The 25,204-nt window shown below is 74.0% G+C and carries 24 protein-coding genes; 15 read left to right on the top strand and 9 right to left on the bottom strand.

Annotated elements, in window-relative coordinates; genetic code table 11:
- Positions 1-20: 20 nt before the first annotated feature.
- Positions 21-932, bottom strand: a complete 912-nt coding sequence (ligD, locus tag HPC71_RS05455; RefSeq protein WP_154614105.1) for a non-homologous end-joining DNA ligase — start codon at positions 930-932, stop codon at positions 21-23.
- Positions 929-1,873, bottom strand: a complete 945-nt coding sequence (gene ligD / locus HPC71_RS05450; protein ID WP_154614103.1) for a non-homologous end-joining DNA ligase — start codon at positions 1,871-1,873, stop codon at positions 929-931. The genes ligD (HPC71_RS05455) and ligD (HPC71_RS05450) overlap by 4 nt, the downstream gene beginning before the upstream one ends.
- Positions 1,874-2,121: 248 nt before the next feature.
- Between ligD (HPC71_RS05450) and HPC71_RS05445 the strand changes: the two genes are divergently transcribed.
- The 5 genes from HPC71_RS05445 to HPC71_RS05425 are packed head-to-tail and all read left to right on the top strand — an operon-like array spanning position 2,122 to position 6,845.
- Positions 2,122-3,468 (top strand): flavin-containing monooxygenase, encoded by a 1,347-nt coding sequence (locus HPC71_RS05445; RefSeq protein ID WP_216656556.1) that lies wholly within the window; start codon positions 2,122-2,124, stop codon positions 3,466-3,468.
- Entirely contained in the window at positions 3,465-4,400 is a 936-nt protein-coding gene (locus HPC71_RS05440) for a bile acid:sodium symporter family protein (RefSeq protein WP_154614099.1), read from the top strand. Before HPC71_RS05445 ends, HPC71_RS05440 begins: the two co-directional genes overlap by 4 nt.
- The gene (locus tag HPC71_RS05435; protein WP_154614097.1) at positions 4,397-5,410 is read left to right on the top strand and encodes an SDR family oxidoreductase; all 1,014 of its coding nucleotides are present in this window, start codon (positions 4,397-4,399) and stop codon (positions 5,408-5,410) included. The genes HPC71_RS05440 and HPC71_RS05435 overlap by 4 nt, the downstream gene beginning before the upstream one ends.
- Positions 5,411-5,429: 19 nt before the next feature.
- Positions 5,430-6,425, top strand: coding sequence for a non-homologous end joining protein Ku (gene ku, locus HPC71_RS05430; RefSeq protein ID WP_154614095.1), 996 nt, complete (start codon positions 5,430-5,432; stop codon positions 6,423-6,425).
- A 57-nt stretch (positions 6,426-6,482) separates the two neighbouring features.
- Positions 6,483-6,845 carry a hypothetical protein gene (locus tag HPC71_RS05425; protein WP_171896247.1) on the top strand — a complete coding sequence of 121 codons (363 nt, stop codon included), beginning with the start codon at positions 6,483-6,485 and terminating at the stop codon, positions 6,843-6,845.
- Positions 6,846-6,979: 134 nt separating this feature from the next.
- On the opposite strand, the gene HPC71_RS05420 is transcribed toward HPC71_RS05425, so the two are convergent.
- Both HPC71_RS05420 and HPC71_RS05415 read right to left on the bottom strand, forming a co-directional pair.
- On the bottom strand, positions 6,980-7,855 hold the full coding sequence (locus HPC71_RS05420; RefSeq protein ID WP_154614094.1) for an SDR family NAD(P)-dependent oxidoreductase: 876 nt from the start codon (positions 7,853-7,855) through the stop codon (positions 6,980-6,982).
- Entirely contained in the window at positions 7,852-9,270 is a 1,419-nt protein-coding gene (locus HPC71_RS05415) for an amidase (RefSeq protein ID WP_253943913.1), read from the bottom strand. The genes HPC71_RS05420 and HPC71_RS05415 overlap by 4 nt, the downstream gene beginning before the upstream one ends.
- Before the next feature lie 263 nt (positions 9,271-9,533).
- On the opposite strand from HPC71_RS05415, the gene idi reads away from it, so the two are divergent.
- From idi to HPC71_RS05380, 7 genes are read left to right on the top strand one after another with little or no spacing between them, the layout of a single operon-like run.
- On the top strand, positions 9,534-10,091 hold the full coding sequence (gene idi, locus HPC71_RS05410; RefSeq protein WP_253943912.1) for an isopentenyl-diphosphate Delta-isomerase: 558 nt from the start codon (positions 9,534-9,536) through the stop codon (positions 10,089-10,091).
- Positions 10,088-11,194 carry a polyprenyl synthetase family protein gene (locus HPC71_RS05405; protein ID WP_171896244.1) on the top strand — a complete coding sequence of 369 codons (1,107 nt, stop codon included), beginning with the start codon at positions 10,088-10,090 and terminating at the stop codon, positions 11,192-11,194. Before idi ends, HPC71_RS05405 begins: the two co-directional genes overlap by 4 nt.
- Complete coding sequence (locus tag HPC71_RS05400; protein WP_216656555.1) at positions 11,191-12,183, top strand: phytoene/squalene synthase family protein; 993 nt, start codon at positions 11,191-11,193, stop codon at positions 12,181-12,183. Before HPC71_RS05405 ends, HPC71_RS05400 begins: the two co-directional genes overlap by 4 nt.
- A complete protein-coding gene (gene crtI, locus HPC71_RS05395) occupies positions 12,180-13,757 on the top strand; it encodes a phytoene desaturase family protein (RefSeq protein ID WP_154614092.1) in 1,578 nt (525 codons plus the stop codon). Before HPC71_RS05400 ends, crtI begins: the two co-directional genes overlap by 4 nt.
- On the top strand, positions 13,754-14,089 hold the full coding sequence (locus tag HPC71_RS05390) for a lycopene cyclase domain-containing protein (protein ID WP_171896242.1): 336 nt from the start codon (positions 13,754-13,756) through the stop codon (positions 14,087-14,089). Before crtI ends, HPC71_RS05390 begins: the two co-directional genes overlap by 4 nt.
- A complete protein-coding gene (locus tag HPC71_RS05385) occupies positions 14,086-14,394 on the top strand; it encodes a lycopene cyclase domain-containing protein (protein ID WP_154614091.1) in 309 nt (102 codons plus the stop codon). Before HPC71_RS05390 ends, HPC71_RS05385 begins: the two co-directional genes overlap by 4 nt.
- A 2-nt stretch (positions 14,395-14,396) precedes the next feature.
- Positions 14,397-15,305, top strand: coding sequence for a prenyltransferase (locus tag HPC71_RS05380; protein WP_216656554.1), 909 nt, complete (start codon positions 14,397-14,399; stop codon positions 15,303-15,305).
- A gap of 266 nt (positions 15,306-15,571) precedes the next feature.
- On the opposite strand, the gene HPC71_RS05375 is transcribed toward HPC71_RS05380, so the two are convergent.
- The 3 genes from HPC71_RS05375 to HPC71_RS05365 form a co-directional block, all read right to left on the bottom strand.
- Positions 15,572-16,342 carry a glycosyltransferase family 2 protein gene (locus HPC71_RS05375; protein WP_154614089.1) on the bottom strand — a complete coding sequence of 257 codons (771 nt, stop codon included), beginning with the start codon at positions 16,340-16,342 and terminating at the stop codon, positions 15,572-15,574.
- A complete protein-coding gene (locus HPC71_RS05370; RefSeq protein ID WP_154614088.1) occupies positions 16,339-16,893 on the bottom strand; it encodes a DUF2238 domain-containing protein in 555 nt (184 codons plus the stop codon). The genes HPC71_RS05375 and HPC71_RS05370 overlap by 4 nt, the downstream gene beginning before the upstream one ends.
- A 133-nt stretch (positions 16,894-17,026) precedes the next feature.
- Positions 17,027-21,919 carry an NAD-glutamate dehydrogenase gene (locus HPC71_RS05365; protein WP_253943911.1) on the bottom strand — a complete coding sequence of 1,631 codons (4,893 nt, stop codon included), beginning with the start codon at positions 21,917-21,919 and terminating at the stop codon, positions 17,027-17,029.
- Positions 21,920-21,995: 76 nt separating this feature from the next.
- Between HPC71_RS05365 and HPC71_RS05360 the strand changes: the two genes are divergently transcribed.
- From HPC71_RS05360 to HPC71_RS05350, 3 genes are all read left to right on the top strand, one after another.
- Positions 21,996-22,475: a DUF2505 domain-containing protein gene (locus HPC71_RS05360; protein WP_171896240.1), complete on the top strand. Its 480-nt coding sequence runs from the start codon at positions 21,996-21,998 to the stop codon at positions 22,473-22,475.
- The gene (locus HPC71_RS05355) at positions 22,475-22,963 is read left to right on the top strand and encodes a DUF2505 domain-containing protein (protein ID WP_154614085.1); all 489 of its coding nucleotides are present in this window, start codon (positions 22,475-22,477) and stop codon (positions 22,961-22,963) included. The genes HPC71_RS05360 and HPC71_RS05355 overlap by 1 nt, the downstream gene beginning before the upstream one ends.
- A 121-nt stretch (positions 22,964-23,084) precedes the next feature.
- Positions 23,085-23,282, top strand: coding sequence for a hypothetical protein (locus tag HPC71_RS05350; RefSeq protein ID WP_154614084.1), 198 nt, complete (start codon positions 23,085-23,087; stop codon positions 23,280-23,282).
- Positions 23,283-23,321: 39 nt separating this feature from the next.
- Here the strand turns inward: HPC71_RS05350 and HPC71_RS05345 are convergent, their stop codons facing one another.
- Together HPC71_RS05345 and pruA are read right to left on the bottom strand one after the other, a co-directional pair.
- Entirely contained in the window at positions 23,322-23,573 is a 252-nt protein-coding gene (locus tag HPC71_RS05345; RefSeq protein WP_154614083.1) for a hypothetical protein, read from the bottom strand.
- A 2-nt stretch (positions 23,574-23,575) separates the two neighbouring features.
- Positions 23,576-25,204 (bottom strand): L-glutamate gamma-semialdehyde dehydrogenase, encoded by a 1,629-nt coding sequence (pruA, locus tag HPC71_RS05340; protein ID WP_154614082.1) that lies wholly within the window; start codon positions 25,202-25,204, stop codon positions 23,576-23,578.

Raw genomic sequence — 25,204 nt, 5'->3', positions numbered from 1 at the left:
CACATGTGGCTCGGGCGCCCTCAGTCGGTCGCGAAGAGGTCGCCGAGGTCCGCGACCCGGTCGAGCACCTCGTCGTACCGGAACTGGCGGAGCCCCTCCTCGTCCTCCGCGCCCTCCTCGACCTCGGCCCAGGTGACCGGCGTGGCGACGGTGGGCCGCTCGCGCCCGCGCAGGGAGTAGGGCGAGATCGTCGTCTTGGACGCGGCGTTCTGGGACCAGTCGAGGAAGACCTTCCCCGAGCGGCGGGCCTTGGTCATCGTGGCCGTGACGAGGGTGGGGTGCTGCTTCTGGAGGGTCTCGGCGACCTCCTTGGCCAGCGCCGTGGAGCCCTCCGACGGCATCCGCCCCGGGAGGTCGGCGTAGAGGTGGAGCCCCTTGCTGCCGCTGGTGACCGGCTTGCAGTCCAGGTCCCGCTCGGCGAGCGCCTCGCGGACCATCAGCGCCACCTGGCAGCACTCGTGCAGGCCGGCGGGCTCGCCGGGGTCGAGGTCGATGACCAGCCGGTCGGCGTTGCGGGGGCGGCCGTTGCGACCGACGGTCCACTGGTGCACGTGCAGCTCGAGCGCGGCGAGGTTGACCAGCCAGGTGAGCGTCGCGAGGTCCTCCACGACGGGGAAGACGATCTTGTCGCCGTTGCGGGAGCTGCCGCGGCTGCCGGTGGTCGGCACCGTCGCGGTGCGCACCCACGACGGCGCGCCGGCGGGCACGTTCTTCTCGAAGAAGCTGCCGTCCTGCACCCCGTGCGGCCAGCGGATCCGGGTCACCGCGCGGTCGGCGAGGTGCGGCAGCATCACCGGCGCGACCTGGGCGTAGTAGTGGAGCACCTCGCCCTTGGTCGTCCCCGTCGCCGGGTAGAGCACCTTGTCCAGGCTGCTGATCCGCAGCCGGCGGCCGTCGACCTCGACGGCGACCTCCTGCCGCTCCGGGCTCATCGGTCGCTCCCTCCCTGGTCGGCGAGGACGTCCTCGGGGGTGAGGTCGGTGCGCAGGCCCTGGTACGACGGCTGGCGCAGCCGCTGGGCCCGCGAGGTGTGGTGGGTGTCGATGTCGACGACGAGCACCGGCTCGACCCAGTGCGTCCCCTTCGCGTCCACGCGCGGGACCTCGTCGGCGAAGGGGCTGGTCGCCCGCGCGTGCGGCGCCAGCGCCTCGGCCAGTGCGGCGCTGACCCGCCCGCCGATGCCGCTGCCGACGCGGCCCCGGTAGAGCAGCCCGTCCGCGGTCGGCTCCCCCACCAGCAGCGCCCCGAGACGGGTGGTGCCCTCGGTCGGCCGCCACCCGCCCACCACGTAGGACAGCCGGTGGCGGTGGGCGAACTTCAACCAGTGCGGCGAGCGCACCTCCGGGGTGTAGCGGCTCGACCGGCGCTTGCTGACGATCCCCTCGAGCCCCTGCTGGCGGGTCGCGTCGAGCAGCATCGCGCCGTCGTCGTACGACGCGGGCACCTGCCAGCCGGTCAGGCCGAGGTCGGCGAGGCGGGCGCGCCGCTCGTCGAGGGGGCGGTCCATCAGGTCCTCCCCGTCGAGGCGGAGCAGGTCGAAGACCATGTACGTCGCCGGCACGCTGTCCGCGAGGCGCGCGGCCGTCGTCGCCTTGCGCACGTGCATCCGGTCCTGGAGCACGCGGAAGTCCGGCAGGCCCTGCTCGTTGAGGGCGATGATCTCCCCGTCGACGAGCAGGTCGCGGGCGCCGGGCGGCGGCTCGGCGACGTCGGGCCAGGCCGCCGTCACGTCGTTGTCGTTGCGGCTGGTGAGCCGGGTGCGTCCCTCGCGGGTCACCTCGGCAAGGATCCGCACGCCGTCCCACTTGACCTCGTGGGCCCACTCCGCGCCGGTCGGCACCGAGGTGCCCTTGGTGGCGAGCATGGGGCGCATGGGGTCATCCTTGCCCATGGCCCCCGCCTCACCCTCGCCACGCCGCGCGAGAGCACCCGGCGGCAGTGTCAGCGGCGGCGCCGGTCGACCAACCGCACGGTGGTCTCGACGGGGAGGCCCCGCAGCGGTGGATGTGGTACTCCTCACGCAGCGCACACCGGTCCTCGGACCCGCCATGTCAATTTGCACTTTCTCTACCAGGTTGCAAAAGAATGACCGCCGGTCAGGCACTCGTCGAAGGAGCACATGTGGAGCAGACCTACGCCGTGATCGGCGCCGGCCCGAGCGGCCTGGCAGCCGCGCGCAACCTGCAGCGCCAGGGCCTGGCCTGGGAGGGCTACGAGCTCGGCCCCGGGGTCGGCGGCCTGTGGGACATCGACGCCCCGCGCAGCACGGTCTATGAGTCCGCGCACCTGATCTCCTCCAAGCACACCACCGAGTTCCGCGAGTTCCCGATGCGCGCCGGGACGCCCGACTACCCCTCCCACCGCGAGCTGCTCGCCTACTTCCGCGACTTCGCCGCGCACTTCGACCTCGTCCCGGGCTTCCGGTTCCACACCGAGGTCACCGCCGTCGTGCCGCATCCCGGGGGCGGGATGCTGGTCACCAGCACCAGCACCGGCCCCGGCGGCGAGCGCACCGTTCACCACGCCGGCGTCCTGGTCGCCAATGGCACCCTCAGCGAGCCCCACGTCCCCGCCCTGCCCGGGCGCTTCGACGGCGAGCTGATCCACACCAGCGTCTACAAGCGCGCCCAGGTCCTCGCCGGCAAGCGGGTGCTGATCGTCGGCGCCGGCAACTCCGGCTGCGACATCGCCGTCGACGCGGTCCACCACGCCGCCTCCGTCGACCTCTCGGTGCGCCGCGGCTACCACTTCGTCCCCAAATACGTCCTGGGCCGGCCCGCCGACACCCTCAACCAGGGCCGACCGCTCCCGCCCCGGGTCAAGCAGGCGATCGACTCGCGACTGCTCAAGCTCTTCACCGGCGACCCGGTGCGCTTCGGCCTCCCCAAGCCCGACCACAAGATCTACGAGTCGCACCCGGTCGTGAACTCGCTGGTGCTGCACCACCTCGGCCACGGCGACATCACCGTGCGTCCCGACGTCGAGCGTCTCGACGGCGACGGCGTGCGGTTCCGCGACGGCAGCCGCGGGGCGTACGACGTGGTGGTGCTGGCAACCGGCTACCGGCTGCACTACCCCTTCCTCGACCCCGCCCTGCTGCGCTGGGCCGGGCCGGGCACCGCGCCGGACCTCTACCTCAACATCTTCACGCCCGCGCACCGCGACCTGTTCGTGCTCGGCATGATCGAGGCCTCCGGCATCGGCTGGCAGGGCCGCTACGAGCAGGCCGAGCTGGTGGCGGCGTACCTGCGGGCGCGCCGCGACGACCCGGCCGCGGCGGCCGCGCTCGAGGCCCGCGCCGCCGGCCCGCGCCCCGACCTGTCCGGCGGCTACCGCTACCTGGGGCTGGAGCGGATGTCGTACTACGTCAACAAGGACGCCTACCGCCGCGCGGTGCGCGCGGAGACCGAGGCGCTGGCCGGCCCTCCGGCCGCCGCGCAGGGCGTGCCCGCCGGGACGTCGCGATGACCGCGCTGCTCGCCGACGTCGACAACGTCCGGATCGCCTTCGAGGAGGGGTCGCTGACGACGCTGAAGATCGTCATCGGCGCGATCCTCTTCGGCATCGCGCTGGACACCCGGCTGGGAGACTTCACCGCGGCCCTGCGGCGGCCCGGCACGATCGCGATCGGGGTGCTCGCGCAGTTCCTGCTGCTGCCGGCGCTGACCTTCGCGCTGACACTGCTGCTCGACGTGCGCGGCTCGGTCGCGCTCGGCATGATCCTGGTGGCCTGCTGCCCGCCGGGCAACGTCTCGAACATCCTCACCCACCGCGCCGGCGGCGACGTGGCGCTGTCGGTGTCGATGACGTCGGTCGGCAACGTCCTGGCGATCTTCCTGATGCCGCTCAACATGGGCTTCTGGGGCGGACTGCACCCGACCGGCCAGGCGATGCTGGAGGACATCGAGCTCTCGGTCGCCGACATGCTCGGGGAGATCGCCTTCGTCATCGGCGTGCCCTTCGCGCTCGGCATCGCCATCCAGCGGCTGTGGCCGCGGGGCGCCGCCACGGGCCACCGCGTGATCGGGCCGCTCTCGTTCCTCGCGCTCGGCGCGGTGATCGCGGTGGGCGTGGCCAACAACTGGTCGATCTTCCTCGACTACATCGGCATCGTGCTGCTCGCGGTCCTCCTCCACGACGCCCTGGCCCTGCTCCTGGGCTACGGCATCGCGCGGGCCACGCGGCTGCCCGAGACGAGCACCAAGGCGATGACCTTCGAGGTCGGCATCCGCAACGCCGGCCTCGGTCTGCTGCTGGTCTTCACCTACTTCGACGGCCTCGGCGGGATGGCGCTGGTCGCCGCCTGGTGGGGCATCTGGGACATCATCGCCGGGCTCGCCGTCGCGCAGTGGTGGCGCGCGCGCAGCACCCGGACCACGAGCGAGCTGGAGACCGTATGAGCACCGCACCCACCCCCGACACCACCCCCGAGGCCCCGCGCGCCGACACGCTGGGCGTGCTGGGCGTGCTGGTCACCGGCGGCAGCGGCTTCCTCGGCACCTCGGTCGTCGGCGGGCTGGCCGGTGCGGGCCATCGTGTCGTCAGCGCCGACCTGCGGGTGCCGGCCCAGCCGGTGCCCGGCGTCGACCACGTCGTCCTCGACGTCACCGACCGCGCCGCCGTCCACCGCACCCTCGCCGAGACGCGGCCCGACGTGGTGGTGCACCTCGCCTCGATCGTCACCCCGGGCAAGGACTCCTCGCGCGAGCGGGAGCGCGCCGTGGACGTCGACGGCACCCGCCACGTGCTCGACGCGTGCCTGGCTGCGGGCGTGCGCCGCGTCGTGGTCTCCTCCAGCGGGGCGGCGTACGGCTACCACCCCGACAACGGCGCCGCACACGGCGGCTGGCTGACCGAGGACGACCCGGTGCGCGGCAACGTCGAGTTCGCCTACAGCGACCACAAGCGCCAGGTCGAGGAGATGCTCGCCGAGCTGCGCGCGACCCACCCCGAGCTCGAGCAGGTGGTGCTGCGGATCGGCACCATCCTCGGCGAGAGCGTCGACAACCAGATCACCGCGCTGTTCGAGCGGCCCCGGTTGCTCAAGATCCGTGGGTCGGACTCGCCCTTCGTCTTCATCTGGGACACCGACGTGGTGGCGATCATCCAGCGGGCCATCACCGGCCCGGTCACCGGGATCTTCAACGTCGCCGGCGACGGCGCACTGTCCATCGACGAGATCGCCGCCCGGCTCGGCCGGCCGGTGCTGAGCGTGCCCGAGCCCCTGCTCCGCGCCGCGCTGCGGGTCGGTCGCCGGCTCGGGCTCACGGCGTACGGACCGGAGCAGACGCGGTTCCTCCAGTACCGGCCGGTGCTGGCCAACGACCGGCTCAAGACGGTCTTCGGCCACACCCCCTCGCGCACCTCGGCCGAGGCATTCGAGGCGTGGCGCGTGCGTGGGCGGGCCTGAGTCCGGATACTGAGGCTCCATGCGAGCGATCTGGAAGGGCGCGGTCTCCTTCGGCCTGGTCAGCGTGCCGGTCAAGCTGTACGCGGCGACCGAGTCGCACGACGTGTCCTTCCGGCAGGTCCACGCCAAGGACGGCGGGCGGATCAAGTACCAGCGGGTCTGCTCGATCGACGGCGAGGAGGTGCCGTACTCCGACATCGCCAAGGGCTATGAGACCGAGGACGGCGAGATGGTCATCCTCGACGAGGACGACCTCGCCGAGCTGCCGTCGACGTCCTCGCGGGAGATCGCGGTCGAGAAGTTCGTGCCCTCGGACCAGATCGACCCGCTGCTGTTCGAGAAGAGCTACTACCTCGAGCCGGAGAAGTCCGGCGCCAAGCCGTACGCCCTGCTGCGCCAGGCCCTGCTCGACGCCGACCGGATGGCGGTGGTCACCGTCGCGCTGCGCAACCGCACGACGATCGCGGTGCTGCGGGTGCGCGACGACGTGATCGTGCTCCAGACGATGATGTGGCCCGACGAGGTGCGCACCCCCGACTTCAGCGTCGAGACCGGCGAGGTCAAGGACGCCGAGGTCAAGATGGCCACGATGCTCGTGGAGACCCTCGCCGGCGACTTCGACCCCGCGGACTTCGAGGACGACTACGCCGGGGCCGTCGAGTCGCTGGTCAAGGCCAAGATCGAGGGCGGCGAGGTCAAGCGCACCCCCACCTCGACGAAGTCCTCCGGTGAGGTGGTCGACCTGCTCGCCGCGCTCCAGCGCTCGGTCGACGCCGCCAAGACCGCCCGTGGGGAGGCGCCGCGCGCCTCCGACCTCGAGGACGCCGACGACGCCGCCGAAGCCGAGGAGTCCGACGAGAAGCCGGCCGCCAAGAAGTCGTCGGCGAAGAAGGCCCCCGCCAAGAAGACCGCGGCGAAGAAGTCGAGCAGCTCGACCGCCAAGAAGGCTCCTGCCAAGAAGTCGGCCGCGAAGAAGAGCACCACCAAGAAGACGGCGGCCAAGAAGGCGAGCTGAGCCGGCATCCGGCAAACCCCGTCGAGCGCGAGCTCCCCGAGGCCTACGGTGACCGGCGTGGAGGTCGTCGGCACGCGGGCACGCAGGCTCCCCGCCCCACCGCACGTGGTGTGGCGCTCCCTGGCCGCGCCGGACGAGCCCGGGACCCGGCCCTGGCTGGCCCCGGCGCTGCTCCCCGACGAGGTCGTGCCGCAGGTGCTCGAGTCCGACGAGCCGCGCCTGGTCGTCTGGTCGTCACTGTGGCCGCGCCGCCCCGACGACCGGATCGAGCTCGAGACGAACGCGGACCGGGGCGAGACGCCCCTGCGCTTCGTCCACCTGACCCCGCTGGAGCTGCCGCCCGAGGAGACCCTGCGCCACCTGCGCCGGCGGGTGAACCAGCTGCTCTTCGCCGAGCTCCGCTTCTCCTACGGCGGCTAGTGCGGAGAAGGCGAGCTGCCCCGTGGTCCCGCGGTCGTTTCATCAAGGTATGTCGGTGAACCGTCACTCCCCCCGGTGAGCTCCACGAGGGAGGTGACGGTTCGTCTGCATACCTTGATGAACCGCCGCGCCGGCTAGTGCCGGTCGGCCGCCCGGTCCGTCGAGCCGCGGCCGTCCCGCGCCGCGGCGGAGTCCGCGAAGACCCGGTCGAGGGTGGCGAGCAGCGCGTCGCTGGCGCGCGGGGCGACGACGTTGATCACCTCGCCGAACGAGCCGGCGAGCGTGCCGACGGTGATCGGCCGGTCCTCGAGCGCGCGGACGACCTTCGCGGCGGCCTGCTCGGCGGTGGCGCCGCGGCCGGCGTACGCCTCGGTCGGGGCGGTCATCGGGGTCTGCACCAGCGAGAAGCGCATGTTGGTGAAGGTGACGTTCTCGAAGAACGTCTCCCGCCCGGCGATCCGGCTCCACGCGTCGAGGGCGGACTTGGAGGCGATGTAGGCGGAGAACTTCGGCGCCTTGACCTGCACGCCCCAGGTCACGATGTTCACGACGTGGCCGAACCGCTGCTCGCGCATCGCCGGCAGCAGCCCGAGCGTCAGCCGCACCGGCCCGAGGAAGTTGATCGCCATCGACCGCTCCACGTCGTGGAACCGGTCGTAGGACAGCGCCAGGCTGCGGCGGATCGACCGGCCGGCATTGTTGACCAGGTAGTCCACCGCGCCGTGCTCGGCGAGCACCTCCTTGACCAGCGCGTCGACGGCGTCGCCGTCGGTGAGGTCGCAGGGATAGGTCCAGGCCGCCTCCCCGATCCGCGCGCGGACCCGATCGGGCTCCTCGGCGCGGCGGGCGACGAGGAGCACCCGGGCCCCGCGCTCCGCGACGGCGTACGCCGTGGCCTCGCCGATCCCCGAGCTGGCGCCGGTGACGAGGACCGTGCGGCCCGCGAGCGGGCTCTCCCGCCGGAGGACGCGGCGGCCGAGCGCGAGCGGGGTCTGGAGCAGCAGGTTCATCCCGCGTACCCCGGGGCGAGGAGCGGCCACGGCCGGGCGGCCTCGACCTGCGCGGAGAGGGAGAGCAGCGTGGGCTCGTCGTCGGTGCGGCCGACCAGCTGCACCCCGACCGGCAGGCCGTCCGCGGCGGGGCCGCACGGCAGCGAGGCGGCGGGGTTCCCGGCGACGTTCCACAACGCGGCGTACGCGATCGCGGGCATCGCGGCGAGCGCGGACCGCACCGTGCCCTTGCCGTCGAGGACCCCCACGGGCGCCGGCCGGTGGGCGACGGCCGGGGTGAGCAGGACGTCGACGTGATCGAAGACCCGGTTCGCCTTCGCGGCGACCTTCTCGGTGGCCGCGAGCGCCCGGTCGAGCACGCGCGGGGTCACCCAGGAGCCGAGGCGGTAGGTCTCGCGGGTGCGCCGCTCGAGGCGGGAGAAGTGCTCGACGGCGTCGGCCTCGTCGCGGATGCCGCCGAAGAACTGCGGCACGAAGGCGAGGGTCGGGTCGGGGTAGTGCGGGTCGACCTCGCGGACGTCGTGGCCGAGGTCGGAGAGCAGGCGGGCGGTGTCCTGGACGGCCTGGACGTGCACCGGGTCCGGCCGGACGCCGCGGGTCACCGGCTTGGTGGACCAGCCGATCCGCAGCCGGCCGGGCTCGCGGCGCGCGGCCGCGGCGAAGGGATCCGTGCCGCCGGCGCGCCAGCGGTCGACCTCGGTGTGGCCGCGGACGACGTCGTAGACCAGCGCACTGTCGAGCACCGAGCGGGCGAGCGGGCCGGCGGTGCCGAGGGCCCACCACAGCTGGTCGGCGGGGGCCGAGGTGACCCGGCCGCGCTGCGGCTTGAGGCCGAAGAGCCCGCAGGCGGCGCTCGGGATGCGGATCGAGCCGCCGCCGTCGCCGCCCATGCCGACCGGCACCATGCCGCTGGCCACCGCCGCGGCCGTCCCGCCGCTGGACCCGCCGGGCGTGCGGGTGCGGTCCCAGGGGTTGCGGGTGTAACCCCTGGAGGCCGACTCGGTGAAGGGCCAGGCGCCGAACTCCGGCATCGTGGTGGTCGCGACCACGACCGCCCCGGCGGCGCGCAGGCGTCGTACGACCTCGGCGTCGGCGGCGGCCGGCGTGGAGTTCCCCTCCCCGCCGAAGGTCGTGACGAGCCCCTCGACCGCGAGCTCCTCCTTGATGACGACCGGTACGCCGTGCAGCGGGCCGGGCGCCTCGCCGGCGGCCCGCGCGGCGTCGAGCCGGTCGGCGTCGCTGCGTGCGCGGTCGGCGCGGAGCTGGGAGACGGCGTTGAGGCCCCCGTCGTGGGCCTGGATCCGCGCGAGCGCGGCGTCGACGACGGCGCGCACGGTCCGCTCCCCCGTGGTGGTCAGGCGCACGGTCTCGGCCACCCCGGCGCGGGGCAGGTCCGTCACGGAGAGATCGGTCACGCCGGAACCCTACGGCTCGGTCCGGCGAGGCGCCCTCCTCGATCACCCGATCGGCGATCGAGGTCGTCGACCCGGACCAGGTGGTCCGGACCACCACCCAACCGTTGTGCCGAGGGCTCCGAACAACCCTCTGAGCCCCCTCACCCGTAGGCATGAGCCACCGAGGCGTCGGGTAACGGAGGCTCGCACCGGAGGGGCCCTCGGGGGCCCGACACAGCAGCCTCGGGACCCGCGGCTGCACAACCTGGGAGGGTACGGTGACGGTGTCCGCGACCCCTGATCTCGTCGTCCTGCTCGACGACGACGGGCGGCCCTGCGGGACCGCGCCGCGCGCGAGCGTCCACTCGACCGACACCCCGTTGCACCTGGCGTTCTCCTGCTACGTGCTCGACGCCGACGACCGGTTGCTGCTCACCCGCCGCGCGGTCACCAAGCGCACGTGGCCGGGGGTGTGGACCAACTCCTTCTGCGGCCACCCCCGCCCCGACGAGGACCCGGTCGCCGCGGTCCACCGGTACGCCGAGCACGAGCTCGGCCTCGAGGTCACCGACGTGCGGTGCGTGCTGCCGCGGTTCCGCTACCGCGCGGTCGACCCCGGCGGCATCGTGGAGAACGAGATCTGCCCCGTCTACGCCGCCCGCACCGACGGCCTCCCCCGCCACCACCCCGACGAGGTCGAGGAGAGCGTGTGGCTGCCGCTGACCGAGGTCCGCGCCGCGCTCGAGGCCGCGCCCTGGGCGCTGAGCCCCTGGCTGCGCGAGCAGGCGGCCGAGCTCGAGGCCGCCGGCTGGTTCGCCGCGACCATCGGGGCGGCCACGTGACCGCCCCCGCCACCGAGACCGGCCCTGCCCCCGCGCCCGCCGCCGCACCTGCCGCCGCACCTGCCACGAAGCCCGCGGGCGACTGGGTCGGCCGCGCGCTCGACGAGCAGCTCGCACCCCCGGCGGGATCCGCGCCGGGCGCCGACGAGGCGGCGCTCGCGCGCGCGCTCGCGGACGCGACGACCGGCGGCAAGCGGTTCCGGCCGCAGCTGGTCGAGAGCGTGCACCGGCTGCTCGGCGGACGGCGACCCCAGGCCGTGCCCGCGGTCGCCGCCGCGCTGGAGCTGCTGCACACCGCGTTCGTGGTCCACGACGACGTCATCGACGGCGACGACACCCGGCGCGGCCGGCCCAGCACGCCGGGCACCTTCCGCGCCCACGCGCACCGCGCGGGCGCCTCCCCCACCGCCGCCGACACCTACGCGCTGGCCGGCGCGGTCCTCACCGGCGACCTCGCGCTCGCGGCTGCCGTCCGCGCCGTGGCGACCGCGCCCGCTCCCCCGGCGACGATCTCGCGGCTGCTGGACCTGCTCGACTCCGCGCTGCGGATCTCCGCCGCCGGCGAGCTCGCCGACGTCCGCTTCTCCCTGGGCCTGGCCGAGCCCTCGCTGGCCGACGTGCTCACGATGGAGGAGCACAAGACGGCCGTCTACTCCTTCGAGCTCCCCCTCCAGTACGGCGCCGTGCTGGCCGGGGCCGACGAGGCGGTCGTGGTCGGGCTCGGCCGGGTGGGTCGCCAGCTCGGCCTGGCCTTCCAGCTGCTCGACGACGTGCAGGGCGTCTTCGGCGACCCGGCCCGCACCGGCAAGTCCCCGCTCGGCGACCTGCGCGAGGGCAAGCGCACCCCGCTGGTCGTCCACGCCCGCACCACCTCCGCCTGGCCGGTCGTCCGCCGCCACCTCGGCGACCCGAACCTCGGGCCGGCCGGCGCCGCCGACGTCCGCCGCGCGCTCGAGGTCGGTGGATCCCGGGCCTTCGTCGAGCAGCTCGCGGCCGGCTACGTCGAGGCCGCCACCGCGCAGACCGCCGAGCTCGGCCTGCCCGCCGCTCTCGTCGCCTGGGTGGGCGACATGTCCCAGACCCTGACCCGAGGAGCAGCATGACCGCCATGGAGCGCACCCCGGGCGCCGCCGATGACCCGGGGCCGCGCACGTCCGCGGCCGGCCCCGCGATCCCCACGAGCCGGACGGGCCGCGGTCGCCACCGCACCGGCACCGCCCGCGAGGCGGACCGGGCGAGCAGCCCGGCCGACGACTACGACCGCGTGGCCGAGGCGGCCGCGGCCGTCGTCATCAAGAGCTACTCGAGCTCCTTCGGGCTCGCCACGCGGCTGCTCGCGGAGCCGGTCCGCACCCACGTCCGCAACGTCTACGCGATGGTCCGCGTCGCCGACGAGGTCGTCGACGCCCCGCGCCCGGGCGGGTCGCGCGCCCAGCAGGCCCGGGTGCTCGACGCCCTCGAGGCCGACGTCCGCTCCGCGATGGCGACCGGGCACAGCGCCAACCTGGTGGTCCACGCCTTCGGTCGCAGCGCCCGGGCGTGCGGGGTCGACCGGTCCCTGGTCGACCCGTTCTTCGAGTCGATGCGCACCGACCTGTTCCGCGGCGAGCACGACGCCGCGTCGTTCGCGCGCTACGTCTACGGCTCGGCCGAGGTGGTCGGCCTGATGTGCCTGCGGGCGTTCCTCGCCCACGAGCCGGAGCCGCAGGCGGCGTACGACCGCCTCGCGCCCGGCGCCCGGCGCCTCGGCGCGGCCTTCCAGAAGGTCAACTTCCTGCGCGACCTCGCCTCCGACGACGGCCAGCTGGGCCGCCACTACTTCCCCGGCCTGGACCCCGCGGCCCTCGACGACCGCACGCGCGACCTGCTGCTCGACGACATCGAGGCAGACCTCGCCGCCGCCGACCTCGCGATCCGCGAGCTGCCGGCCGGCTGCCGCAGCGCCGTCGCCCTGGCCCACGGGCTCTTCGCCGAGCTGTGCGTGCGGCTGCGGGCGACGCCGGCCGAGCGGATCCGCACCGAGCGCGTCCGCGTCCCCGGACCGGCCAAGGCCCGCGTCCTGGCCCGCACCCTCGCCCGGCGGGCCCGATGAGGGCGCCGGGCACCGCCGTCGTCGTCGGCGGCGGGATCACCGGGCTGGCGACCGCCGCGCTGCTGGCCGCCGACGGCTGGTCGGTCGACCTGCTCGAGCAGCGCGCGGAGATCGGCGGCCGCGCCGGCTCGTGGGAGGCCGAGGGGTTCCGCTTCGACACCGGGCCGTCGTGGTACCTCATGCCCGAGGTCTTCGAGCACTTCTTCGCGATGCTCGGCACGAGCGCGGCCGAGCAGCTCGACCTGGTCCGGCTCGACCCCGGCTACCGGGTGTTCTTCGAGGGCCGCGACGAGCACCTCGACATCGCCGCGGACCGCGACGCCAACATCGCCCTCTTCGAGTCGGTCCAGCCCGGCGCGGGCGGCGCGCTGGCGGCGTACCTCGACTCCGCCCGCCACGTCTACGACCTCGCCGTCCAGCAGTTCCTCTACACCACCTTCGAGTCCTCGGCCTCGCTGCTGAGCGCAAACATCCTGCGCAACGGCCCGCGCCTCGCCGGCCTGCTCACCCGGTCCCTGGAGAGCCACGTCGCCGCGCGCTTCGAGGACCCGCGGCTGCGCCAGGTGCTCGGCTACCCGGCCGTCTTCCTCGGCACCTCACCCGACCGCGCGCCGAGCATGTACCACCTGATGAGCTGGATGGACCTCGCCGACGGCGTGCTCTACCCGCGCGGCGGCTTCACCACCCTCATCGAGGCGATCGCCCGGCTGGCCGAGCAGCACGGCGCGCGGATCCGCCTCGGCTGCACCGTCGAGGAGGTCCGCACCCGGCCCGGCGGGCGCCGCGGTCGCGCGGTCGCGACCGGGGTGACGTACGTCGACGCCACCGGCGCCCGCGCGCAGCTCGACGCCGACGTGGTGGTCGGGGCGGCCGACCTGCACCACCTGGAGACCCGGCTGCTGCCGCCGGAGCTGCAGACCTATCCCGAGAGCTGGTGGCGCAAGCGCGACGCCGGCCCCGGCGCGGTGCTCGCGCTGCTCGGCGTCGACGGCGCGCTGCCCGAGCTGGCCCACCACTCGTTGTTCTTCACCTCCGACTGGCGGGGGAACTTCGACGACATCTTCGGCAACGCCACGCGGGTGCCCGACCCGGCGTCGATCTACGTCTGCCGGCCCAGCGCCACCGACGAGACCGTCGCGCCGGCCGGCAAGGAGAACCTCTTCGTGCTCGTCCCGGTCCCGGCCGACCCCGGCATCGGGCGCGGCGGCGACGACGGGGCCGGCGACCCGGCCGTGGAGAAGGCCGTCGACGCCGCGATCGAGCAGGTGGCGTCCTGGGCGGGCGTGCCCGACCTCGCGTCCCGCGTCGAGGTGCGCCGCACGATCGGCCCGGCCGACTTCGCCGAGGGGCTGAACTCCTGGCAGGGCGGCGCGCTCGGCCCCGGCCACGTGCTCAAGCAGAGCGCGTTCTTCCGCGCCGGCAACGTCTCGCGCAAGGTCGAGGGGCTGTTCTACGCCGGGTACGCCACGCGACCGGGCATCGGCCTGCCGATGTGCCTGATCTCCGCCGAGCTCGTCCTCAAGCGGCTGCGCGAGGACCGCTCGACCGGGCCGTCGTCGGAGCCGGCCGCGTGAGCGCGCTCTACCTGCTCTCGATCATCGTCCCGACCGTCTGCATGGGCCTGGTCGACCGCCGCTGGCAGCTGTTCCTCTTCCGCCCCTGCGCCGCCGGTCGCGCGGTCGCGGTGGTCGCGGCCGGCACCGTGCTGTTCCTGGTGTGGGACCTGATCGCGATCGAGGCCGACATGTACCACCGCGGCGAGTCCGACGCGATGACCGGCATCGAGCTCGCCCCCGAGCTCCCGCTCGAGGAGCTGTTCTTCATCGTCTTCCTCTGCTACCTCACGATGGTGCTGCACCAGCTGTTCCGCCTCGTGCTGGCCCCGCGCGTGCGGAGCGGCGCATGACCTACGCCGGCCTCGCCGCGATCTTCCTCGCCCTCTCGGCCGTCCTGCTCGCCGTCGCGGTGGTCCGCCGCCGTCCCGGCGCCGCCTGGTGGGCCGCGACCGGGCTGACCGCGGCCGCGCTGTTCGTGCTGACCGTCGTCTTCGACAGCCTGATGATCGCCGCCGACCTCTTCCGGTACGGCGAGGGCGCGGAACCGGCGTTCCTGCTGTGGAAGGCTCCGGTCGAGGACCTCGCCTGGCCGCTCGCGGCGGTGCTGGCGCTGCCCGCGCTGTGGCTGCTGCTGTCGAAGGAGGAGGATCGATGACCGTGGGCGCCACCGCATCCGCCGGCCACCGTGCGCCGCGCCGGGGCCCCCTCCCGCTGGTCGGCCAGGTGCTGGCGTCCTCGCGCCCGCTCTCCTGGGTCAACACCGCCTACCCCTTCGCCGCGGCGTACCTCCTCGCCGGCGGGGCCGTCGACGCCGTCCTCGTGCTCGGCGCGCTGTGGTTCCTCGTGCCGTACAACCTGCTGATGTACGGCGTGAACGACGTCTTCGACTACGAGTCCGACATCCGCAACCCGCGCAAGGGCGGCGTCGAGGGGGTCGTGCTCGACCGGTCGGTGCACCGGCTGACGATCGTCGCGGCCGTGCTGACGAACCTGCCGTTCGTGGTCTACCTGCTCGCCGTCGGCGACGGGGTCGCCCGGCTGGTGCTGCTGGTGAGCGTGCTCGCGGTCGTCGCCTACTCCGCGCCGGTGCTGCGGTTCAAGGAGCGCCCGTTCCTCGACTCGCTGACCTCCAGCACCCACTTCGTCAGCCCGGCGGTGCTCGGCCTCGCGCTGGCCGACACACCGGTCGAGGAGACCACGGTGGCCGCGGTCGTCGGGTTCTTCCTGTGGGGCATCGGCTCGCACGCCTTCGGCGCCGTGCAGGACGTCGTCGCCGACCGGGCCGGCGGCATCGCCTCGATCGGCACGGTCATCGGCGCCCGCGGCACCGTCTGGTTCGCGCTCGGGGCGTACGTCGCCGCCGGGCTCGTCCTGCTCGCCCTCCCCTGGCCCGGCACGCTCGCCGCGGCGCTCGTCCTGCCCTACGTCGCCAACGTCGCGCCGTTCCTCCGCGTCACCGACGAGACCTGCGAGGGCGCCAACCCCGGCTGGCGGCGGTTCCTGTGGCTGAACTACCTGACCGGCTTCCTCATCACCCAGCTGTTCATCTGGATCGCGCTGCGCTGAGCCGCGGGGGTCGGCGGGATGACGTTTCATCGGCCGGCCGATGTAACTCCCGGTCGGCCGATGGAACTTCAGCGTCCCAGCGACAGCTTCATCGGCTGGCCGATGAACCTCCCGGCTGGCCGACAAAACTCCCGCCGCTCACCCGCGCGACGACCAGGCCGGCCGGGTCTCGCGCGCCACGCGCCCTCTGGAGCGGCACTGTCGTCGCTCCACACGCGGCACCCGCCCTCTGGAGCGGCGTCGTTGTCGCTGGAGAGGGCTCCCGGTCAGCGCGAGAACCGGTCGCGCCACCGCAGCCACGGCGGCGAGACGGCCCAGTTGACCTCGAGGGTGCGGCGGGCCCGGTCGAGCCGGCGGCGGCGCTGGGCGCGGCCGCGGAGGCTGCGGCCGGAGACACCGACGGCGAGCATCGGGTCGAGGCGGATCCGGCGGGTCGGGCCGAGCACGAACGCCAGGTCCATGTCGTCGTGCAGCTCGGGGTCGTCGCGGTGGACGTCGGCCCGCACCTCGGCCCAGGTCGAGCGGCGCAGCGCCATGCTCGAGCCCCACAGCGCGGTGTGGCCCAGGGCGAGGTGGGTGAGCACGTAGTAGGCGCCGAGGTACGCCGCCGCCGCGACGTGCCGCACGCCCCACGGCAGGTCGTGGAAGGCGCCGACGCCGGTCGCCGCGTCCAGCCCGGGGTCGGCCATCCGGCGGGCGACCCGCTCGACCCAGCGCGGCCCGGGCCGGGAGTCGGCGTCGAGGCGGGCGATCACGTCCCCGGTGGCGGCGTCGTAGCCGGCGGCCGCGGCGGGCGGGATGCCGACGCGCGGCTCGACCACGACCCGCGCGCCCAGCTCGCGGGCGACCGCGGCGGTGTCGTCGGTGGAGGCGTTGTCGACGACGACGACCTCCAGCGGCGCGACGGTCTGCCGGGCGAGCAGCTCCAGGCAGCGACGCAGCGCCGGGCCGTCGTCGCGGGCGGGGATGACGACGCTGACCGTCGGCACCGAGGCAGTGGAGCGCGCGGCGGGCCGGGCGGGGCGGGCGCGGCTCATCGGCGCACCCCGCGCAGCAGCAGCCCGCTGCCGAGCAGCACCCCGGCGACCAGCGCGCCGACCATCCCGGCCGCGAGGTCGCCCATCGTGTCGTCGTACCCGACCTGGATCCGGCTGTCGAGGTAGGTGTGCCCGAACCACTCGCCGAGCTCCCAGACCACCGCCAGCGTGGTGCCGGTCGCGGTGGTCATCACCATCACCGCCGAGCGCGGCAGGCGCAGCGCGGTCTCGGCGGCCGAGGCCATGCCCACCCGCACCAGCACGAACTGCACGAGCGCCGCGATCAGGCCGGTCGCCGCGGCGTGCACGACGACGTCGAGCCAGGGCACCGCGAGGTACCAGTCGAGCACCGCGGCCCAGGCGGCCACCAGGATCGTGAGGCAGTACGTCGCGTCCAGCGCGCCCGGCGCCCCGACCGCCCGCGGCACCATCGTCCCGCCGAGCACGAGGAAGAAGACCGCCCCCGCGATCCAGCCGTAGCCCGCGAGCCCGCCGAGGAGGCTGACCAGCGCGACGACCCGCAAGCCGTCCGCCGCCACCAGCCTGTCCATCCCGCGAGCCTAGAGGCGGCCCCGCCCCGCCCGACCGCCAGGGCGCGGCCGCAGCCGGGCCGCAGCCGGGCCGCAGCCGGGCCGCAGCCGGGCCGCAGCCGGGGCCGCAGCCGGGGCCGCAGCCGGGGCCGCCTCAGGTGAGCAGCCCCCGCACGACCCGCAGGGCCACCGAGAGCCGTGCGAGGTCGGCGTCGTCGGCGCAGATCTCCTCCAGGGTCGCGGCGGCGCGGCCGACCACGACGCCGTCGGTCTCCTCCCACGCCGCGACCCGCATCGGCGCCGGGTCGTCGGCGGAGGTGCTGCGCAGGACCTGCCGGGTGAGCTGGGCGTGCACCGAGTGCAGGTCCTCGCGCAGCGCCGCTCGCGCCATCGTCTGCCAGCGGTCCTGCCGCGGCAGCGCCGCGATCCGCTGGACGACGGCCGAGAGCCCCAGCCGCTCGCCGAGGGTGAAGTGCACGCGCGCCACCTCGGCCGCGTCCAGCCCCTCGCGGGCGGCGGTCTCCACGATGCCCAGCACGGCGTACGCCGGCGACAGCACCGCCACCCGCTCGGCCAGGTCCTCGGGCACCCCGTCGCGCACCAGCCGGTCGCGACGCTCCTCCCAGGCGGTCAGCTCGCGGCCGGTCATCAGCTCCGGCAGCCGCCCGACGACGGCCTGGACCGGCCCGCGGAACTCCTCGACGGTGGCCCGGCTGTCCAGCGGCGGCCGGCGGTGGGCGATGAGCCACCGGGTGGCGCGCTCGACGAGGGTCCGCATCTCGATCCGCATCCGGGTCTGGACACGGGCGTCGAGCCGGTTGTCGTAGCCCATCAGCTCCAGCCGCAGCGGGAGCGAGGCGAAGATCTCCCGGGCGACGAAGTTCGCGCGGGTCAGGTCGGCGACGTCGGCGCCGGTCTCCCCGGAGAGCCGCGGCACGAAGGTCATCCCCGCGCCGTTGACCAGGTCGTTGACGACCTGGGTCACGATGATCTCGCGGCGCAGCGGGTGGCTCTCGACCTGCGGGCCGAAGCCCTCGCGGACCGGCTGGGGGAAGTAGGTGCGCAGGTCCAGCTCGAGGTAGGGGTCGTCGGGCAGGTCGGAGGCGAGCAGCCGGTCGGCCAGCACGATCTTGGTCCACGACAGCAGCACCGACAGCTCGGGGACGGTCAGCCCCTCGCGCCGCTCGAGCCGGCGGCGCACCTCGGCGCGGGAGGGCAGCCCCTCGACCTCGCGGTCGAGCACCCCGTCCTCCTCCAGGCGACGCATCCACTCCTCGTGCACGTGGAGCAGCGAGGTCGCGTTCGCGGCGGCGTTGGCCAGCGCGAGGTTCTGCTCGTAGTTGTCGCGCAGCACCAGCTCGGCGACCTCGTCGGTCATCTCGGCCAGCACCGCGTTGCGCTGCTTGGTGGTCAGGTCGCCGGCGCGGACGACGCGGTCGAGCAGGATCTTGATGTTGACCTCGTGGTCGGAGGTGTCGACCCCGGCGGAGTTGTCGATGAAGTCGGTGTTGATCCGGCCGCCCTCGCCGCCGACCCCGGAGCGGGCGTACTCGATCCGCCCGGCCTGGGTCAGCCCGAGGTTGCCGCCCTCGCCGACGCAGCGGGCCCGCAGGTCGCGGCCGTCGACGCGGATCGCGTCGTTGGCCTTGTCGCCGGCCGCGGTGTGCGGCTCGTCGGAGGCCTTGACGTAGGTGCCGATGCCGCCGTTCCAGAGCAGGTCGACCGGCGCGCGCAGGATCGCCCGGATCAGCTCGTTGGGCGTCAGCCGCTCCACGTCGTCGGGCAGGCCGAGCGCGCGGCGTACCTGCGCGGAGACCGGCACCGACTTCGCCGAGCGCGACCACACGCCGCCGCCCTCGGAGATCAGCGAGGTGTCGTAGTCGCGCCAGCTCGAGCGCGGCAGCTCGAAGAGCCGCTGCCGCTCGGCGAAGGAGGTCGCCGCGTCGGGGTCGGGGTCCAGGAAGATGTCGCGGTGGTCGAAGGCCGCGACGAGCCGGGTGTGCTCCGAGCGCAGCATGCCGTTGCCGAACACGTCGCCGGACATGTCGCCGATGCCGACCGCGGTGAAGTCCTCGGCCTGGCAGTCGATGCCGCGCTCGCGGAAGTGGCGCTGCACCGAGACCCAGGCGCCGCGGGCGGTGATGCCCATCGCCTTGTGGTCGTAGCCGACCGACCCGCCGGAGGCGAAGGCGTCGCCGAGCCAGAAGTCGTAGTCGGCAGCGACGCCGTTGGCGATGTCGGAGAACGTCGCGGTCCCCTTGTCGGCGGCGACGACGAGGTAGGTGTCGTCCTCGTCGTGGCGCACGACGTACGGCGCCGGCACGGTCTCCCCGTCGACGAGGTTGTCGGTGACGTCGAGCAGCCCGCGGATGAAGGTGCGGTAGCACTCCTGGCCCTCGGCCAGCCAGGCGTCCCGGTCACCCGGCGCCGGCAGCTGCTTGCAGTAGAACCCGCCCTTCGCGCCGACCGGCACGATCACGGTGTTCTTCACCATCTGCGCCTTGACCAGGCCCAGCACCTCGGTGCGGAAGTCGTCGCGGCGGTCGGACCACCGCAGCCCGCCGCGGGCGACCGAGCCGAAGCGCAGGTGCACGCCCTCGACCCGCGGGGAGTGCACGAAGATCTCGAACTTCGGCCGCGGCGCGGGCAGGTCCGGCACCTGGGAGGGGTCGAGCTTGAGGGAGAGGTAGCGCCGCGGGGCGCCGCCCGGCTCGTCGCCCTCGGGGCGGAAGTGGTTGGTGCGCAGCGTCGCGCCGATGTGGGCGAGGTAGGAGCGCAGGATGCGGTCGTGGTCGAGGCTGGCCACGTCGTCGAGGGCGCGCAGCACCCGCGCGCGCAGCTCGCCCTGCCGGACGTCGCGGTCGCTGCCGGCCGCCTCGGCGTCGTACGCCGGGTCGAACCGCACCTCGAAGAGCTCGGCGAGCAGCCGGGTGATGTCGACGTTGGCCACCAGCGCGGCGGCCAGCGAGCTGAGCGCGAAGGGCGAACCGCCCTGGCGCATGTAGCGCGCGTAGGCCCGCAGCACCGACGCCTGCCGCCAGCTCAGGCCGGCGGCCAGGACGAGCGCGTTGAACCCGTCGGTCTCGCTGTAGCCGTCCCAGACCGCGCGCACCGCGTCCTGGACCAGCTCGCGCGCCCGGTCGGGCAGGTCGCCGCCGTGGCGCAGCCCGAACTCGTAGATGAAGGAGCGCCGCCCGAGCCCCGTCAGCTCGTACGGGCGCTCGTCGACGACCTCCACGCCGAGGGAGGAGAGCGTCGGCAGCACCGTCGAGAGCGACAGCGGCTCCCCCACCCGGTAGATCTTCAGCCGCACCTCGCCCCGGCCCGCGTCGGGCACCTCGTGCAGCGCGAGGTCGATGCCCTCCTCGCCACAGATCGCCTCCAGCCGGCCGACGTCGATCGCCGCGGTGCGGGCGTCGAAGTCCTCCTGGTAGGCCGCCGGGAAGGAGCCGACGTAGCGCCGCACCAGCGCCGTGCCGGCCTCCTCGCCGTGCTCGGCCAGCACGGCGGCGGCGACGTCGTCGCGCCAGCTGCGGCTGGCCTCGGTCAGCCGCCGCTCGAGGTCGGCGACCTCGAGGCGGTCCACCCCGAGGCCCCCCCGCGCCTCGGCGGGCAGGTGCACCACGAAGTGCACCCGCGCGGTCGTCGACTCGTCGATGCGGACCGTGAACTCCACCGACTCCCCGCCGAGCTGCTCGACGAGGATCGCCGCGAACCGTTCGCGGACCGCGGTGTTGTACCGGTCGCGCGGCAGGTAGACCAGCACCGAGACGTAGCGCCCGTAGGTGTCCACGCGGGCGAAGACCCGCAACCCGCGCCGCTCCCGGGCCTGCATCGCGGCCTCGGCGACGGGCGCGAGCTCCTCGACGGGGGTGTGGAAGAGCTCGTCGCGCGGATAGGTCTCCAGGGTGTCCAGCAGCGCCTTGCCGGCGTGGCTGCGGGAGTCGAAGCCCGACCGGGCCAGCACAGCGGCGGCCTTCTCGCGCGCCAGCGGGATCCGCATGAGCGACTCGGTGTACGCCGCGCTGGAGAACAGCCCGAGGAAGCGCCGCTCGCCCACGACCTCGCCCGCCGCGTCGAACGTCTTGACCCCGACGTAGTCGAGGTAGGCCGGCCGGTGGACCGTGGAGCGGGAGTTGGCCTTGGCCAGCACCAGCAGCGTCTTCTCCCGCGCCTTCGCGCTGACCTTCTCCGGGAGCCGGCCGGAGTCCTCGGCCTGCGGCGGGTCGAAGCGGAGGATGCCCAGCCCGGTGCCGGGGTCGGCGCGCAGGTGGTCGTGGCCGTCGCGCTCCTCGAGGTGGTACTCGCGGTAGCCGAGGAAGGTGAAGTGCTCCTCGGAGAGCCAGGTGAGCAGGTCGCGGGCCTGCCGCACCTCCTCGGGGTCCAGCGGCGGCGGCCGCTCGTCGAGCTCCGCGACGATCTCGCGGATCCGGGCGTGCATCTTCGACCAGTCCTCGACCGCCTCGCGCACGTCCTCGAGCACCCGCTGGATGTCCTCCTCCAGCGCGGCGACGTCCCCGTCGTCGGCGACCCGCTCGATCTCGACGTGCATCCACGACTCGCGGACCGCGCCCTCGGCGGGCTCCCGGACGCCGTCCTCGACCGGGCTCACCGACCGAAGCGCGCCGGCGACGTCGCGGACGACGTCGAAGAGCGGGTGGATCACCACGTACACGTCGCGCAGCTGGCGCGAGAGCTCCATGGTCAGGGAGTCGACGAGGAACGGCATGTCGTCGACGACGACCTCGACGACCGAGCGCCCGGCCGCCGACCAGCCGTGCTCGGCCACGGTCGGGGTGGTGACCCGGACCGCGGCGCGGCCCTGCGGCCGGTCCCCCGCGAGGCGGTAGTGGGAGGCGAAAGCGCCGTACAGGTCGGCCTCGGTGCGGTCGAGCACGTCCTCCGGCGCGACGTGGCGGTAGTAGGCGCGCAGCAGGCCGTCGACCGCGTCGCGCGGCGGCCCGCCGCTCCCCCGTCCCGTCCTTGCCAGCTCGATGGTCCTGCCGATGAGGTCGGCCTTGTCCCGGTCCTGCGTCGCCCTTGACACCCCGACGACCCTAGGGCGTCGTGACTTGGCTCTCAACACGGCCCGGGGTCCGCGGCCGACCGGCCATGATGGCGCCATGAAGCTCCGTCACGACCTGGTGTACGACGCGCCGCCGCAAGCCGTCTTCGAGATGCTCGCCGACCCGGTGTTCCGCGAGTCGGTGTGCACCGCGATGGGGGTCGTCTCGGCCCAGGTCACCCTCGAGCGGACCGGCACCGGCTTCACGCTGACCGTCGACCAGGAGCAGCGCACCGACGACCTGCCGTCGTTCGCGCGCACCTTCGCCGGCGAGACCACCCGCGCGGTGCAGCACGAGGATTGGGCCGATACCACCGGGGGCACGGTGCACATCGAGGCGCCCGGCAAGCCGACCACCGTCACCGGGACCGTCACCCTCCGCCCCGAGGGATCCGGCACCCGCGAGGTGGTGGAGCTCGAGGTGAAGGTCAAGGTCCCGATCGTCGGCGGCAAGCTGGAGAAGCTGATGTCCGAGAAGATCGTCGCCGGGCTCGAGGCCGAGCAGGCCGTCGGCACCGCGTACCTGAAGGGGTCCTGATGGCCAAGCAGATCACCCACGACCTGACCTACGACGCCCCGGCGAGCGCGGTCTACGCGATGCTCACCGACGCCGCGTTCCGCGAGGAGGTCTGCGACCGCTCCGGCGTGCTGCGCCACGACGTCACCGTCTCCGGGGGCGACCTGACCAACAGCGCCACCGTGCGCATCCAGCAGTGGCAGAGCGCCACCGGCATCCCCTCCTTCGCCAAGAAGCTGGTCGGCGAGGAGATCGAGATCATCCAGGAGGAGACCTGGACCTCCCCGACCGAGTGCGACGTGAAGGTGACCATCCCTGGCAAGCCCGGCGAGATGTCCGGCAGCGTCCGCCTCGTGGAGGAGGCCGGCGCCACCACCGAGCACATCGAGATGACCATCACCGTCCGCCTGCCGCTCGTCTCCGGCAAGGTCGAGTCGCTCATCGCCGACATGCTCAAGAAGTCGCTCCGCGTCGAGAACACCGTCGGTCGGGAGTACCTCGCTCGGTGAGCCCCGGCGGGGCGAGCCGGGCTGCCGGAATCCCCGGGGAGCCGGGGATTCCGGCTCCGGGGGGCGGGCTGTCGGGGTCACCGGTTCACGCGCGGCTCGTTGGGCGGGCATGGTCGCCCGCGTGCTGCTCTCGCTGATGGTCCTGCCGGCGTTCGCGGTGGCCAACGACGCGGTCGTCGATCGCCTCGAGGGTCGCCGCTCCTGCCTCGACCACCAGCTCGCGGCGCCGTCGGCCGAGCTGACCGACCTGCTGTGCGTCACCCCCGGCGTGGACGGGCCGCCGTTGCCGGCCATCGACCTCGGCGGCCTGCTCGACTGATGCGCCCGGCGTCGTACGCCGCTGGGTCGCGGTCGCCGCTCAGTCGTCGCGGTCCGCGACCCCCGGCGCGACCTCCGGAGCGGCGTCCGAGGTGGCGTCCGAGGTGGCGTCCGAGGTGGTCATGGAGTCGGCAACAGGGTCGGGGGCCGCGTCGGCCTCCTCGCCCTCCCGCTCCTCCGCGCGCCGGCGCAGCACGATGACCACGCCGAGCACGAGGAAGGGGCCGAAGGCGAGCAGCACGGTGAGCGCCTGCTCCATCGGGTGGAGCGCGCCGAGGTGGAGAGGGAGCACGGTCAGTCCATGTAGGGGTAGCGGTAGTCGGTCGGAGGCACGAGGGTCTCCTTGATCGAGCGCGGCGAGGTCCAGCGCAGCAGGTTCAGCGCCGCGCCGGCCTTGTCGTTGGTGCCCGAGGCGCGGCCCCCGCCGAACGGCTGCTGGCCCACGACGGCCCCGGTCGGCTTGTCGTTGACGTAGAAGTTGCCGGCGGCGAAGCGCAGCTCCTCGCTGGCCCAGGCGATCGCCCGGCGGTCACGGGCGATGACGGCGCCGGTGAGGGCGTACGGCGCGAAGGACTCCATCTGGCGGGCGACCTTCTCGAAGTCGCCGTCCTCGTAGACGTGCACCGCGAGGATCGGACCGAAGTACTCGGTCTTGAACATCTCGTCGGTCGGGTCGCCGCCCTCGACCACCGTCGGCCGGACGAACCAGCCGACCGAGTCGTCGGTCTGCCCGCCGACCAGCACGTCGAGCCCGTCGGTGGCCTGCGCGCGCTCGATCGCGGCGCGGTGCTTGGCGAAGGCCCGCTCGTCGATGACGGCACCCATGAAGTTCGACAGGTCGCGCACGTCGCCCACGGCGATCGACTCGACCTCGGCCAGCAGGTCGTCGCGCATCGCGTCCCACACCGACCGGGCGACGTACGCCCGCGAGGCGGCCGAGCACTTCTGGCCCTGGAACTCGAAGGCGCCGCGGACCAGCGCGGTGCGAACGACGTCGGGGTCGGCGGAGGGGTGGGCCAGCACGAAGTCCTTGCCGCCGGTCTCGCCGACCAGCCGCGGGTAGGACCGGTACGACGCGATGTTCTCGCCGACGGTGCGCCACAGGTGCTGGAAGGTCGGGGTGGAGCCGGTGAAGTGGATGCCGGCGAGGTCGGGGTGGGCCAGGGCGACCTGCGAGACGTCGAGGCCGTCGCCGGGGAGCATGTTGATCACGCCCGGCGGGAGGCCGGCCTCCTCGAGCAGCTGCATGGTCAGCGACGCGGCGAGCTGCTGGGTCGGCGAGGGCTTCCAGACCACGGTGTTGCCCATCAGCGCCGGCGCCGTGGGGAGGTTGCCGGCGATCGCGGTGAAGTTGAAGGGGGTGATCGCGTAGACGAAGCCCTCGAGCGGGCGGTGGTCGGTGCGGTTCCACACGCCGGGGCTGTTGGCGATCGGCTGGTCGCGCAGGATCTGCGCGGCGTAGTGGACGTTGAACCGCCAGAAGTCGATGAGCTCGCAGGCCGCGTCGATCTCGGCCTGGAAGGCCGTCTTGGACTGGCCGAGCATGGTCGCGGCGTTGAGCCGCTGCCGCCAGGGGCCGGCCAGCAGGTCGGCCGCGCGCAGCAGCACCGCCGCGCGCTCGTCGAAGGGCAGGTCGCGCCACCCCGGGGCGGCGGCCCCGGCCGCCTCGATGGCGGCCTCCGCGTCCGCGGTCGTGCTGCCGCGCGTCACGCCCAGCACGTGCTGGTGGTCGTGCGGCTGGACCACCTCGATCTCGGCCCCGCCGGCGGGACGCCACTCACCGCCGATGTAGGCGGGCAGCTCGGCACGGTCCTTCTCGAGGACGGCGACCTCGGCGAGCAGGGCGTCCCGTTCGGGGGTGCCCGGCGCGTAGGTCAGGTTCGGCTCGTTGGTGGGAGCCGGCGGGGTGGTGATGGCGTCCAT

The sequence above is a fragment of the Nocardioides marmotae genome (genome assembly GCF_013177455.1).
In the GTDB taxonomy this organism is placed as follows: Bacteria; Actinomycetota; Actinomycetes; order Propionibacteriales; family Nocardioidaceae; genus Nocardioides; species Nocardioides marmotae.
Note: the sequence above shows the minus strand (reverse complement) of the source record. Positions and strands in the feature narration are given on the sequence as shown.

Excerpts from the sequence above, each read along its gene's own strand:
- HPC71_RS05440 (WP_154614099.1), top strand. The coding sequence starts at position 3,465 with ATGACCGCGCTGCTCGCCGACGTCGACAACGTCCGGATCGCCTTCGAG.
- HPC71_RS05400 (WP_216656555.1), top strand. The coding sequence starts at position 11,191 with ATGACCGCCATGGAGCGCACCCCGGGCGCCGCCGATGACCCGGGGCCG.
- HPC71_RS05420 (WP_154614094.1), bottom strand. The coding sequence starts at position 7,855 with ATGAACCTGCTGCTCCAGACCCCGCTCGCGCTCGGCCGCCGCGTCCTC.
- HPC71_RS05360 (WP_171896240.1), top strand. The coding sequence starts at position 21,996 with ATGAAGCTCCGTCACGACCTGGTGTACGACGCGCCGCCGCAAGCCGTC.
- ku (WP_154614095.1), top strand. The coding sequence starts at position 5,430 with ATGCGAGCGATCTGGAAGGGCGCGGTCTCCTTCGGCCTGGTCAGCGTG.
- pruA (WP_154614082.1), bottom strand. The coding sequence starts at position 25,204 with ATGGACGCCATCACCACCCCGCCGGCTCCCACCAACGAGCCGAACCTG.
- HPC71_RS05435 (WP_154614097.1), top strand. The coding sequence starts at position 4,397 with ATGAGCACCGCACCCACCCCCGACACCACCCCCGAGGCCCCGCGCGCC.
- HPC71_RS05385 (WP_154614091.1), top strand. The coding sequence starts at position 14,086 with ATGACCTACGCCGGCCTCGCCGCGATCTTCCTCGCCCTCTCGGCCGTC.
- HPC71_RS05370 (WP_154614088.1), bottom strand. The coding sequence starts at position 16,893 with ATGGACAGGCTGGTGGCGGCGGACGGCTTGCGGGTCGTCGCGCTGGTC.
- ligD (WP_154614103.1), bottom strand. The coding sequence starts at position 1,873 with ATGCGCCCCATGCTCGCCACCAAGGGCACCTCGGTGCCGACCGGCGCG.
- HPC71_RS05355 (WP_154614085.1), top strand. The coding sequence starts at position 22,475 with ATGGCCAAGCAGATCACCCACGACCTGACCTACGACGCCCCGGCGAGC.
- crtI (WP_154614092.1), top strand. The coding sequence starts at position 12,180 with ATGAGGGCGCCGGGCACCGCCGTCGTCGTCGGCGGCGGGATCACCGGG.
- ligD (WP_154614105.1), bottom strand. The coding sequence starts at position 932 with ATGAGCCCGGAGCGGCAGGAGGTCGCCGTCGAGGTCGACGGCCGCCGG.
- HPC71_RS05375 (WP_154614089.1), bottom strand. The coding sequence starts at position 16,342 with ATGAGCCGCGCCCGCCCCGCCCGGCCCGCCGCGCGCTCCACTGCCTCG.